This window comes from Bacillus methanolicus (assembly GCF_028888695.1).
Classification (GTDB): domain Bacteria; phylum Bacillota; class Bacilli; order Bacillales; family Cytobacillaceae; genus Bacillus_Z; species Bacillus_Z methanolicus_B.
Genome location: NZ_PNFF01000002.1, coordinates 44762 through 56978, shown reverse-complemented (window position 1 = coordinate 56978; position 12217 = coordinate 44762). Strand labels below are relative to the sequence as shown.

14 protein-coding genes are annotated in these 12217 nt (G+C 37.6%); 6 read left to right on the top strand and 8 right to left on the bottom strand.

Annotated features, from left to right (window positions below):
• Positions 1–3 precede the first annotated feature (3 nt).
• Together C0966_RS12050 and C0966_RS12045 are read left to right on the top strand one after the other, a co-directional pair.
• Positions 4–300, top strand: coding sequence for a DUF3817 domain-containing protein (locus tag C0966_RS12050; RefSeq protein WP_274855875.1), 297 nt, complete (start codon positions 4–6; stop codon positions 298–300).
• Between the two features lie 93 nt (positions 301–393).
• Positions 394–537, top strand: a complete 144-nt coding sequence (locus C0966_RS12045; RefSeq protein WP_274855874.1) for a hypothetical protein — start codon at positions 394–396, stop codon at positions 535–537.
• Between the two features lie 129 nt (positions 538–666).
• On the opposite strand, the gene C0966_RS12040 is transcribed toward C0966_RS12045, so the two are convergent.
• From C0966_RS12040 to C0966_RS12030, 3 genes are all read right to left on the bottom strand, one after another.
• Positions 667–1620, bottom strand: a complete 954-nt coding sequence (locus tag C0966_RS12040) for an LLM class oxidoreductase (protein ID WP_274855873.1) — start codon at positions 1618–1620, stop codon at positions 667–669.
• Positions 1621–1735: 115 nt separating this feature from the next.
• Positions 1736–2848, bottom strand: a complete 1113-nt coding sequence (mnmA, locus tag C0966_RS12035) for a tRNA 2-thiouridine(34) synthase MnmA (RefSeq protein ID WP_274855872.1) — start codon at positions 2846–2848, stop codon at positions 1736–1738.
• A gap of 53 nt (positions 2849–2901) precedes the next feature.
• The gene (locus tag C0966_RS12030; RefSeq protein ID WP_274855870.1) at positions 2902–3312 is read right to left on the bottom strand and encodes an RrF2 family transcriptional regulator; all 411 of its coding nucleotides are present in this window, start codon (positions 3310–3312) and stop codon (positions 2902–2904) included.
• A gap of 219 nt (positions 3313–3531) precedes the next feature.
• Between C0966_RS12030 and nadE the strand changes: the two genes are divergently transcribed.
• Entirely contained in the window at positions 3532–4353 is an 822-nt protein-coding gene (gene nadE / locus C0966_RS12025; RefSeq protein WP_274855868.1) for an ammonia-dependent NAD(+) synthetase, read from the top strand.
• Positions 4354–4525: 172 nt separating this feature from the next.
• The gene (locus tag C0966_RS12020) at positions 4526–5467 is read left to right on the top strand and encodes a manganese-dependent inorganic pyrophosphatase (RefSeq protein ID WP_274855866.1); all 942 of its coding nucleotides are present in this window, start codon (positions 4526–4528) and stop codon (positions 5465–5467) included.
• 90 nt (positions 5468–5557) lie between these two features.
• Here the strand turns inward: C0966_RS12020 and C0966_RS12015 are convergent, their stop codons facing one another.
• Complete coding sequence (locus tag C0966_RS12015) at positions 5558–6409, bottom strand: VOC family protein (RefSeq protein WP_274855865.1); 852 nt, start codon at positions 6407–6409, stop codon at positions 5558–5560.
• A gap of 162 nt (positions 6410–6571) precedes the next feature.
• On the opposite strand from C0966_RS12015, the gene C0966_RS12010 reads away from it, so the two are divergent.
• The gene (locus tag C0966_RS12010) at positions 6572–6898 is read left to right on the top strand and encodes a winged helix-turn-helix transcriptional regulator (RefSeq protein ID WP_274855862.1); all 327 of its coding nucleotides are present in this window, start codon (positions 6572–6574) and stop codon (positions 6896–6898) included.
• Between the two features lie 84 nt (positions 6899–6982).
• On the opposite strand, the gene C0966_RS12005 is transcribed toward C0966_RS12010, so the two are convergent.
• From C0966_RS12005 to C0966_RS11995, 3 genes are all read right to left on the bottom strand, one after another.
• Complete coding sequence (locus C0966_RS12005; protein WP_274855860.1) at positions 6983–7732, bottom strand: MerR family transcriptional regulator; 750 nt, start codon at positions 7730–7732, stop codon at positions 6983–6985.
• A gap of 255 nt (positions 7733–7987) precedes the next feature.
• Positions 7988–9850 carry an ATP-binding protein gene (locus C0966_RS12000; RefSeq protein WP_274855858.1) on the bottom strand — a complete coding sequence of 621 codons (1863 nt, stop codon included), beginning with the start codon at positions 9848–9850 and terminating at the stop codon, positions 7988–7990.
• On the bottom strand, positions 9825–10211 hold the full coding sequence (locus C0966_RS11995; RefSeq protein WP_274856826.1) for an anti-sigma regulatory factor: 387 nt from the start codon (positions 10209–10211) through the stop codon (positions 9825–9827). Before C0966_RS11995 ends, C0966_RS12000 begins: the two co-directional genes overlap by 26 nt.
• Positions 10212–10285: 74 nt before the next feature.
• Here C0966_RS11995 and C0966_RS11990 point away from each other — a divergent pair, with 74 nt between their 5' ends.
• Complete coding sequence (locus tag C0966_RS11990) at positions 10286–11080, top strand: SDR family NAD(P)-dependent oxidoreductase (RefSeq protein WP_274855856.1); 795 nt, start codon at positions 10286–10288, stop codon at positions 11078–11080.
• Positions 11081–11203: 123 nt separating this feature from the next.
• Here the strand turns inward: C0966_RS11990 and corA are convergent, their stop codons facing one another.
• On the bottom strand, positions 11204–12154 hold the full coding sequence (gene corA / locus C0966_RS11985) for a magnesium/cobalt transporter CorA (RefSeq protein WP_274855855.1): 951 nt from the start codon (positions 12152–12154) through the stop codon (positions 11204–11206).
• Positions 12155–12217: the final 63 nt, after the last annotated feature.

Here is a 12217-nt window from a genome sequence, read left to right as displayed (position 1 = left end):
AGTATGTGGAAATCGACCATCGGTTTATTGCGCGGAATTGGAATTATTGAAGGAATTTCTTATTTAGTATTACTTTTTATCGCCATGCCGCTTAAATATTTTGCAGACTTGCCTGTTTTTGTTCAGTTCTTCGGAATGGTGCACGGTATATTGTTTGTTCTTTTCGTCCTATGTTTACTTGTTGTATGGTTTAGGCATCGTTGGTCATTTATTCGTGTCTTTTGGGCTTTTATAGCGTCACTGCTGCCGTTCGGGACTTTCGTGTTGGATGCCCGTTTGCGTAAAGAACTACTGATCTAACTTTTCTTTTTTGAAAAGGAAACGTTCTGAAACCATAAGGATTTGCAAACGTAGAAACAGAAATAAAAAATATTGGAAAGAGAGGATTTAATCGTGACACGTGTTCGGAAAAAGAAAAAAGACGAATCGCTGGCACAGGAAATCGGGAAAGAGCTCTCCTTCGATATAGGATTAGACCTTCTGTTTTTCCTCCTTCGCGGAGCTTGGAGAGGAATGAAGCGGCATATGTTCGATTAAATATTAACGAAATAAAAGGGAGTGCGTAATCCGCACTCCTTTAAGCAATATACTTTTCCGATTCAGCAGCGTTCTGCATGAACAACTATCATGTTGATCAAGAAGGTTTCTTGAATTAAACCTTAATTGTTATTCATTTTTTTCTAAGGCAGGGAAGTGTGGAAGAACTTCTTCGCCCAATTCTTCAATCACTTCTTCAACAGGTCGTTGTCCGTATTTTAAATTGATGATGATATGGTTTACGCCAATACCTCTTAAAGCTTCAAGGAATTCAATTAGGAAATTGCGTCCAATTCGGAATCCAAGATGGATCGGAATTGGTATATGATTTGGATCCTCTGTCAAATCAATATAGAGAGATTGTGTAAATGGTTTGAATTCATCAGTCAATGAGCGCCATTCGTTGATGAGTTCAGCTTGGTAATTAATTGGCCGAGGATAGTAAATCCATCCATCACTGTTTTCTGCGATCCATTCCGGAGATTGAGAACTGTGACCGGTTACCATCACTGGAATGCTGGATAATTTCGGTTTAGGAAGAAGATCTCCGTTCATAAGGTTTACACGAGGAGTGTGAATTCTAGGAAAGTTTTTCTCCCATATTTCCCTCATGACTGATATAGACTCTCGGAAAAATTCACTGCGATTATTAGGATTAACCGAAAAAGCAGGAAATTCAATTGGACGGTCGCCTGTTGCAACACCGAGAATGAGTCGTTCACCGGATAGCTTATCAATAGAAGCTGCTGCTTTCGCCACATGAAGAGGGTGGCGCAATGTCAAAATAATACTTGCAGTTCCCAATGCAATCTTCTCTGTGTTGGCGGCAACATATCCTAAATAAGCAAAAGGATCATACATTTGACCGACGTCACCGAAATTAGGATCGCGTAAAGGCACGTCTCTGACAAATAGGGAAGCGAATTTTAGTTCTTCTGCTCTTTTCGCTAATTTCATTTGCTTTTCTAAGTTCATTTCCGGAACGTCGCTCATATATGATTCAATAGGGAAAAACAACCCCAAAGTCAGTTTGTTTTCTTGATACATCCGTGAAAATCCATTATGATTTTTAAATTTTTCCATAATCAATCCCTCAAGACCTTTCTATGAATTAGAATGATAATATCCTTTTTTATTATGCTTCAATGCAATTATTAACTCATCAGCATGCATTAGACTTTAAGTCAAGCTTGATTTATTAAGCTACAACGGAGATAGACGCATCATCTTTCAAAACGGTATCAATAATACCGCTGCCAAGACAAACATCTCCATCATAAAAAACGGCTACTTGTCCTGGTGTAACAGCTTTGATAGGTTGTTCAAATTCTACTAAAGCCGTGTTATCTGGTCGGACATGAACCCTTACCTTTTGGTCTTCTTGGCGGTATCTGAATTTAGCCGTACATGAAAATGATCGAGGACTGTTATCTCCATTGATAAAACTAATGTTGGTAGCTATAATACCATTTGAGAATAGAGCGGGATTATCTTTTCCTTGGGCTACAATCAATACGTTGTTTTCTAAATCCTTATCGACGACAAACCAAGGTTCAGGAGTACCTTTTCCTCCAATCCCGAGTCCTTTTCGTTGCCCGATTGTATAGTACATTAATCCATCATGTTGTCCTAACACTTCTCCATCGATTGAGCGAATTTCTCCCGGTTGTGCCGGCAGGAAGTTCTTTAAAAAGCTTTTAAAATTTCTTTCTCCAATAAAACAGATTCCGGTGCTGTCTTTTTTATTAGCGGTAGAAAGGTTTATTTCATTAGCAATTTTTCGTACTTCGTCCTTCGTTAACTCTCCAAGTGGAAAAATGACCTTTGATAATTGTTCACCTGTTAATTGACCAAGAAAATAACTTTGATCTTTGTTAGCATCCTTTCCTCTTAATAAGGTTACTTCTCCATTATCTCTGTTTACTCTTGCATAATGGCCGGTAGCAACATAATCTGCATCTAAAGAAAGAGCGAAGTCAATAAATGCTTTAAACTTAATTTCCGAATTGCACAAAACATCCGGATTAGGAGTTCTTCCTAATTTAAGTTCTTCCATAAAGTAAGTAAAAACATTATCCCAATACTCTTTTTCAAAATTAACACTGTAGTAAGGGATTCCTAGTTGGTTGGAGACAATCTTTACATCTTCAAAATCTTCAGTTGCCGTGCAAACACCGTCATCATTTTTGTCATCCCAATTTTTCATAAAGACACCAATTACTTCGTATCCTTCTTTTTTGAGAAGATATGCGGCTACAGATGAATCAACTCCACCTGACATTCCTACTATAACTCTTTTCTTTTTACTCATTATTAACCACCTTAACTGAAACCTTTTTTATTACAGTTTTTATCAAAAAAAAATTATTTGTTGTTAATTTCCTTAATAATATCTTGTATCGTAATTCCTTTTAGATAGTTGATCAAATGTTCTTCAGCATCTTCAAAAATATTCAAAAGTATTGAGGATAAATTTTTTCCTACAATACAATTCTCATTTCCTTCAGGACATTTTGGCATAAGGATGCCTTCACTCGTAATCATGAAGATTTTATCTAATGTAATATTTTCCGGTTTTTCTTTTAAAGAAAAACCTCCTTTTGCTCCTTCTTTGGAAACGATCATATTTTCTTTTCTGAGCAAACTCAAAATTTTCCTTAATCGAACAGGATGAACTGTTATACTTTGAGCAATATCTTCACTCGTCACTCTTTGTTCAGACCTTGTTGCCAAATAGGCAACGCAATGGACGGCAATAGAAAAATCACTATTCAATAATCTTACACCTTCTTCCCAAATGTAATAATAAATGTTACAGTTATAAATGTCAACTTACCATGCTTCGGATATTCCGACTGTCATAAATGGTAGCCATAAAAGAGCAGGCATGGACTATCTTATTTTATTTTCCACAAAGATCGTTTACAGCCATATTTTCAGAAAAGTCAAGAAAGGATATAATGATTAATAAATGTGATAAAGAGGTGGAGAAGGATGAGTTTGCAGAAACAGATTATCGAGGATTTACAAGTAAAGCCAGTAATTAATCCAAAAGAAGAAATCAGGGAAAGGATCGACTTTTTAAAAGCTTATTTGAAAAAGACAGGGGCAAGAGGATTTGTTTTAGGGATCAGCGGCGGCCAAGATTCAACACTTGCCGGACGGCTTGCACAGCTAGCAGTGGAAGAATTGCGGCAAGAAGGCTATGAAGCCCAATTTATTGCTGTACGGCTTCCTTATGGAGTCCAGAAGGATGAAGATGATGCCAAAGCTTCTTTAGATTTTATAAAAGCGGACCGTGAGTACGTTTTTAACATTAAAGAAGCAGTTGATGCGCTTAAAGCTGAGTATGACAGAGTCATATCAAGAGAGCCATTAAGCGATTATCAAAAAGGCAATGTTAAAGCCAGAATGAGAATGGTTGCCCAATTTGCGATTGCCGGCGAGGAAGGATTCCTTGTCATTGGTACAGACCATGCTGCAGAAGCAGTGACGGGATTTTTTACAAAATACGGAGACGGGGGAGCGGATATTCTTCCGCTATATGGCTTAAGCAAACGGCAGGGAAAAGCTTTATTAAAAGAACTTGGGGCCCCTGAACGCCTTTATTTAAAAGTCCCGACTGCCGATCTCTTAGATAATAAACCGTTACAGGCAGACGAAACAGAGCTGGGAATTTCATATGATGAACTGGATGATTACCTCGAAGGAAAACCTGTATCTAAAGAAGTTGCGGAAAAGATTGAGCGCCGTTATTTAGCGTCTGAGCATAAACGAAGACTGCCTGCAACAAAATTTGATTCATGGTGGAAGTAGACGAGTGTTTTTTGGAAAAAGAAAAGCCTTAAGGTGCAAAAAACTTAGCCCTTTTGGCTTTTTTTTGTGGTGTACAGTTTTAAAGAACAGTGCGGAAATGGTAAAATAACTTTTGGAAAAGAAACTCTCATTATAAAAAGAAATCTATCTCTATCAATGAAGGAGCAGAGAAATGGAAAAAGTATTTGTTTTCGGACACAAAAACCCGGATACTGATTCAATTTGTTCAGCAATTGCCTATGCTGAGCTGAAAACAAAATTGGGCATGGATGCAGAGCCTGTTCGATTAGGCGAAGTGAATGGAGAAACAAAATTTGCCCTTGATTATTTTAACGTAGAAGTGCCGCGCTTAGTGGAAAAGGTATCCAGTGAAGTCAACAACGTTATCCTCGTTGACCATAATGAGCGGCAGCAAAGTGCAGATGATATCGATCAAGTTCGCATTTTAGAAGTCATCGATCATCATCGAATTGCTAATTTTGAAACGAGTGATCCTTTATATTACCGTGCCGAGCCGGTAGGATGTACAGCAACAATCTTAAAAAAATTATATAAAGAACATGGCGTTGAGATTCGAAAAGAGATCGCCGGACTCATGCTGTCAGCGATCATTTCTGATTCTTTATTATTCAAATCTCCTACATGTACGGAAGAAGATGTAGCTGCTGCCCGTGAGCTTGCAGAGATCGCCGGTGTAGATGCAGAGAAATACGGTTTGGACATGCTGAAAGCGGGCGCTGATTTGAGCGATAAGACGATTGAACAGTTGATTTCTCTTGATGCTAAGGAATTCCAAATGGGACTCAGCAAGGTTGAAATCGCACAAGTAAATACCGTTGACCCTAAAGATGTGCTTGACCGCCAAGAAGAACTGGAAGCAGCCCTGTCACGAGTAATTGCGGATAAGGATTTGGATCTATTCTTATTTGTTGTCACAAACATTTTAACAAACGATTCTACAGCAGTAGCCCTTGGCCGCAAAGCGAATGCAGTGGAACGGGCTTATAATGTTGCCCTTGAAAATAATACCGCTGTTCTAAAAGGCGTCGTTTCTCGTAAAAAACAAATTGTTCCTGTTTTAACTGATATTTTTAATAAAATGGATTCCGAGTAAAACATGAAATAAGAGGCTGACTAAAAACAAAGGGTCAGACCCCTCTTTATCGAGGGAGTCAGGCCCTTATAAGTCAGCCTCTAATCGTTTTTAAACTGTTAGTTCAATCAGATTGCCTGAAGGATCTTTCGTTAGGATCGTATTACTTTCCTCTTTTATCCATGCACCAATCTTTTGCAGCTGCTCGATTACTTTTCTTCTTGTTTCCTCGTTTGGTAACACGAGAGAAAAACGCTTTAAACCGACACTGTTTTCTGAAGGTGCAGGCGCACCTACTCCATTCCATGTATTTAATCCAATATGATGGTGATATCCACCGGTAGAAATAAAGAGTGCTTGACTGCCGTATCGGTTTACAATATGAAATCCGAGTCCTTCTGTGTAGAATTCCTCTGTTTTTTGCAATTCAGACACATGTAAATGAATATGCCCCATTAATGTATCACTAGGGAGGCGTGTCCATTCCTCTCCATCTCCTTCTGCAAGAAGATTTTGTGCATCCAATGGGACCGTTGCCATTTCTACTTCACCGTTTTCCCAATTCCATGCTGAGGAAGGCCGGTCTGAATAAATTTCAATACCGTTTCCATCCGGATCAGCTAAATAAATAGCTTCACTGACAAGATGGTCGGATGCCCCTTGCAACGGATAGCGGATTTGAATGAAATGGCGCAAAATCCTGGCTAAGTCTCGACGGCTTGGCAACAAAAGGGCAAAGTGATATAAACCTGTTGTCCGCGGTTGTTTCGTTATTACATTTTCCGGCTGTTCAATTGTTAACAGGGGAGTTGTGCCATTTGCCGTTAGTACAGCTTTTTTTGCCGATTTTTTCAATACTTGAAAGCCGATAATTTTTTCGTAAAATTCGAGAGAACGTTCTAAATTTGCCACTTTTAAGTCAACTTGCCCGACAAACGTATTGGGATGACGGTGAAAATTCATATATTATTTACCTCCAATTTAAATACGATATCAAAATAAGTTAGTTACTTTATGTAAGTAATTATATTTTAATTATTTAATTATGTCAATGAACTTAGTTTAATTAAATAATATAATTGTTATTAATAATAGGTTATAATATGAAAATAGGAGTGATTGATCATGAACCAATCTTTAATTTGCCCGAGATTCGAAAAAGCGATGAATATATTAAGCAAAAGGTGGACGGGACTGATTATTTACCAAATGCTTTCCGGTCCACAACGATTTTGCAACATTGAGTCTGCAATTGGAATCAGTGGAAGACTTCTTTCAGAGCGGCTGAAAGATCTCGAAAATGAAGGAATTGTGAAAAGAGAAGTTTTTCCTGAAACACCTGTTCGAATCGAATATTCCTTGACTGAAAAAGGTCGTTCGTTGGAGCCGATTATGAAAGAAATTGAAAAATGGTCTCAAACCTGGTTAGAACCGGAGAACTCGAAAGAATGATGATGTGGCTGACATAAGTAAAGGGTCAGCCCCTCCTATACAGGAGGGAGTCAGACCCGTATTGTTACCCTTTTTTAATTTAAATTATTCGGAGTGATTATCACAGTATACATGGATTGCTTCGCGCAAAAACTTTGCAAGTCCTTCTTTATATTTGTCGATGTTTTTTGTGAAGCGTATGTCATCTACATATAAATCACCGAGCCCCCGGAAAATTTCGAGGGTGCAATCATAGAAATTGTCAGTAATATGTTGTCTCCATTCAGCCACTGCTTTTTGGACAACGGGGTCTTCCGGGGATTTATCCATATTCGCAGCAAGCTCACGATAAATCTCGTCACTTCGTTTAAATATTCTTGCCCATTCATCTTCGGAGTTTTTAGCGAGTTCCTCCATGGCGTCAACACCGTAACGTTCTTTAATTTCATCTGCATATTTTTTTTGATGTTCTACGATGGCTTTCATATCAAAGCCTTTAAACATATCTTTCTTTTCCATTTTCATTTCTCCTTCAATCGATTTGATTGTGTTGTCCACGGTCCGAATCATTTCTTCTATTCGGTCTCTTTTCTTCAATAGCAATTCTTTATGTTCTTTCAAAGCCTGTTTTCTATCAAAGTTCGGACTATCAAGAATCTCTTTAATTTCTTGCAAAGTAAATCCGATTTCCTTGAAAAATAAGATTTGCTGCAGCTTTTCGAGGTTTTTGGTTGTATAAAGTCGATACCCGGCCGGGGTTACAGATTCTGGTACAAGCAGCCCGATTCGGTCATAATGGTGAAGCGTGCGCACACTTACACCTGCCATATCAGCTACTTCTTTTACTTTATACAATTTGATCACCTCCACAATTTGATCTTATTCTATGACGCAGCGTCAGAGTCAACGCTAATTCATAAATTTTTTACATATATTAAGGTTTGACGAAAAAACTGAATATTAAAGCAACTGAAAATAGGAAAACACCACTCTGTTTATAGATATAGAGTGGTGTTTAATTAAAAATTATCCGGGGAAATATGCTTTTCAAGAATTCAAAATTAAATTTCGGAACTAATAATGTTATGTGAAATTGAAAAAGGAAGTTTATTATGAAAAGTGAGTGATTTCCTGTAAAGCCTGTTGAAGATCAGCTCTTGTTTTTAATTCATTGTCGATCTCTACGCCAAGTTCAATCATTGTATCTGCAATTTCAGGGCTGATTCCGGTTAATATGGTTGAACAGCCTAATAATTTAATTCCTTTGACAATTTTAAATAAATGGCTTACAACGGCTGTATCCACAAATGGAACGCCGGAAATATCAATAATCAATTGTTTTGCTTTTAGTTCTTTCACTCTTACTAATGTTCTTTCTCGTATTTTTTTCGCACGGTACGTATCCACATTGCCGACGATTGGAAGAATACATATTTTATCTGTAATCGGGATAATCGGAACGGACAATTCTTCTAATGTTTGACGATGGCTTTTCAATAGTTCATCTTTATAACCGACGTAGTAAGCGGTATATGAATCGATGAACATATCAATAATATCATTCACTTCTCGTTCTAAAGCAAAAAATTGATCCATGTCAAGGGTGTTTTTCGATTCGATATAAAAGGCTTTAATCGCACTCCATATGATCCCTCGAGAGGATTGAATGAGTTCCCAAGCTAAATGCTTTGGAAAATCGGCTTTTGCATGGCGAATGCCATGTTCTTTGGCCGTGTCCATAATATCATCCGGTTTTAGAACTTGAATATTTTCTGCCACTATGTGTATGATGGGATTTCCATTTACTTCGAATCTTTCTAGTTCCCCGTTATCCTTTAATAATGAACTTATATAGCTTTTGTCCTTTTTTATATATTGAATCCATTCATTTGAATAGAACTCTGCATTTCGTTCTAAAAATTCAGATAAATCTTTTTTTGAGTTTATTACTGTTGACATCGAATTCCCTCCTGTAAATTGAACCGAATTAGTTTTGCTTTTTGGAAAGGAAAGGTAGAAAGTTGTTCCTTTGCCCTCCTCGCTCTCAACATGTATTTTGCCATTATTGTTTTGGATTGCATTAAAAACTTGAGCAAGCCCCAATCCTTTTCCATCCTGTTTTAGTGTAAAGAAAGGAGTCCCTAAGAGTCGCAGCTTGTCCTTTGGAATACCAACGCCCGTATCTGAAATGGCAATATGAATACCTTGATAATCCTCTTTTTGTTCAATGACCAGTGTCCCGCCGTTAGGCATTGATTCAATTGCATTTTTAATCAAATTAAAAAATGCCTTTTTAATTTGATTTTTTCTTCCTATAATCATTGTTTCTTTATTTTCAAGCTTTTTGATTACCTTTACATGATAAAGCTGGTTTTGAAATAATAGTAAGGTGGATTTTAATTCCGTACATATATTAAAAGATGTCGGCTGTTCCTGTACAAATTCTGCTTTTGAGACACTCATCAAATCATTTAAGGTAGTGATGGCACGCTCTAATTCACTTTGCGCGATATGTATATATTCGGCATTATAAGTTTGATCCAATAATTGCAGAAATCCTTTTACAGCGGTTAAGGGATTTCGAACCTCATGAGCAACACCGGCTGCCATCTCCCCGATAGATGATAATAAGTGATTATTACAGTTAGTATCATGATAGTTTTGTAGCTGATTCACATTGAAAATATACAAATGAATCTTGTCGAGTTTTTGTCCATCATAGGTTTTATGAAATAAAAAAAAGTAACTTTGAGCATCAATGTTCGCTATAAATTGATTAGATTTGCCCATAAAGCATTCATGTAGTTTCATCTTTATTTCTTTGTTTTTGATTCGTTTGAACAAGTTGTTTGATTCATGATCTTCTAAGAAAGATAACCTTTTTATCTCTTTATTCATTTTTTGTATGATTCCATCTGGGGTGAGTTCAATCAATCCATAATGAATGTCATGATTGGCAGTTGAATTTTTCATAGTGTTTACCCTGCCTTTCATCGATCCACTTTACGGCTCTAACCTTAGTTCCAAGGTTATTATTGCTAGTGATTTCAAATTCATCCATCAAACGCTTTACCCCTGATAAACCTAATCCCAGCCCTTTCTTGGAGGGGATTTCATTTCTTAAGATTTTATCAATGTCTTTAATCCCGGGACCTTTATCAACGGCAATAATTTCAATTCCATAGGGCTTAATCGGATTGATAAAAATTTCTCCTTTACCTGCATAGTAGACAATGTTACGAGATAATTCCATAATGGATACGGCCAACTTCGTTTGTTGGCTTTTATTTAATCCGCACTCTTCTGCAGTCATTTTTCCGATCGTACTGGCTATGGTTGAGTTTGAGGTGAGAAGGTCAAAGCTATTTCATAGCCGAAAAATGAATCGAAAGGTCAAGGTGAATTTGTATGGAAGTAAAGCTGAACGGAAAAAAAGCAGTCATCAGCGGCTCGACAACGGGAATTGGTTTTGCAATTGCGAAAGGTCTTGCGAAGGCAGGTGCTTCTGTTCTTTTAAACGGACGATCTGAAGAGCGGGTGGCAGAGGCTGTTAAAAGGCTTAAACAAGAAGTTCCTGGAGCGGAGGCGTGCGGTTTTGCCGCTGATCTAAGCAGCAGTGACGGTGTGAATGAATTAATCAAATATTGGCCGGAAGCAGATATTCTCGTCAACAATCTTGGAATCTTCGAACCGAAAGGATTTTTTGAAATAACTGATGATGATTGGGAGCATTATTTCCAGGTGAATGTGATGAGTGCTGTCCTGCTTTCACGGCATTATGCAAAGGGGATGAAGGAAAAAGGCTGGGGCAGAGTATTATTTAATGGAAGTGTCACAGGAGGTTTTTATTCGGGTGAAATGGTTCATTACGGTGCAACTAAAGCTGCTGTTTTAGGACTTTCACGGGGACTTGCGGAAAGTCTTGCAAAAAGTGGTGTAACGGTTAACGCATTTATTCCCGGTCCGACAAAAACCGAGAGGAATAGTGTACATTTCGATCATTGGGCGAAAGAATCAGGGAAGTCATTTCAAGAAATTGAAGAGAGCTTGTTTGAAAAAGATTTGTCCGCATCTTTGCTAAGACGTTTTATCAGTACTGAAGAAGTGGCAAACATGGTCGTTTTCTTAGCATCAGAACAAGCCTCAGCCATTACTGGTGCAGCACTGAAGGTAGATGGAGGCATTGTCCGGAACTTATTGTAGTCTATAGGATTTAATTTTTTGTCAAATAGAAATGCTATTTTACATAAAAACGAGGTTGACTCAAAAACAAAGGAAAGACCCTTATGAGTCAGCCTCCGTAGTTATCACAGCCCATAATCTGTACTATTTAAACCAGCCTTTCTTTTTAAAACTGAAAAACATGCCAAGTCCAATGATGAGCATGAACAAAAGGGTTCCAAAATAACCGTATTTCCACTTTAATTCAGGCATGTTTTCAAAATTCATTCCGTAAATTCCGGCTATAAAAGTTAAAGGCATAAAGATCGTCGTGATGACTGTCAGTACTTTCATCACACGGTTTGTTTCGTGCGAGTTCAAGGAAAGATAGCTGTCACGAATATCGGTCGTCAGTTCCCGGTTCGATTCAATTATTTCCGAAAGCTTTAATAAATGGTCGTGTATATCAGAAAAATATTCGCTTCGCTTCCTGATTTCTGTTAATCGGTGGGAGTTGAGCATTCGATAAATCAAGTCTCTCATCGGTGCAACTGTATGTCTTAAAGCTAACAATTGATGCCTTGTATCGTACAAATCATCGAGCAGCTCTTCCATTGATCGATTTTTGGAATTTTCATCAATTTCGTTTAATGTATCTTCGATCTGGTAAACGATCGGAAAATAGTTATCAACCAATTTATCAAGTACTTGGTACAAAGCTAAATATGGATCCCATTGCTCCGGATTGTTTGAAAAGAAAACGCGGTCCCAAACTTCATTTATTTCAACGGAATCTTGATGATGATAAGTAACAATAAAATTTTTCGCCACAAACAGGTTAATTTCTTCTTTTGAAAATGTGTCCGGATTAAGGCTGTGTGTAACAAAAAAGGTATGATCTTCATAATAATCGAGTTTTGGCCTTTGCAGTTTATGAATACAATCTTCAATCGCGAGAGGATGAAAATTCAGCGGCGTGCGAAGCAGGTCCGTTTCATTTTCCGTCGGCTGATTAAAATCGATCCAATACCAAACAAAATTTCCCGTTGTTAAATCATTAACCGGCACGTCCTTAATCAATTCCATTTGATGATTTACAGCAATAGTCCGCAGCATATATCCGTCTACTCCTAAAACTACAATTTCTTCTCTTCTCCCATGATATTAAAAATGTGCATA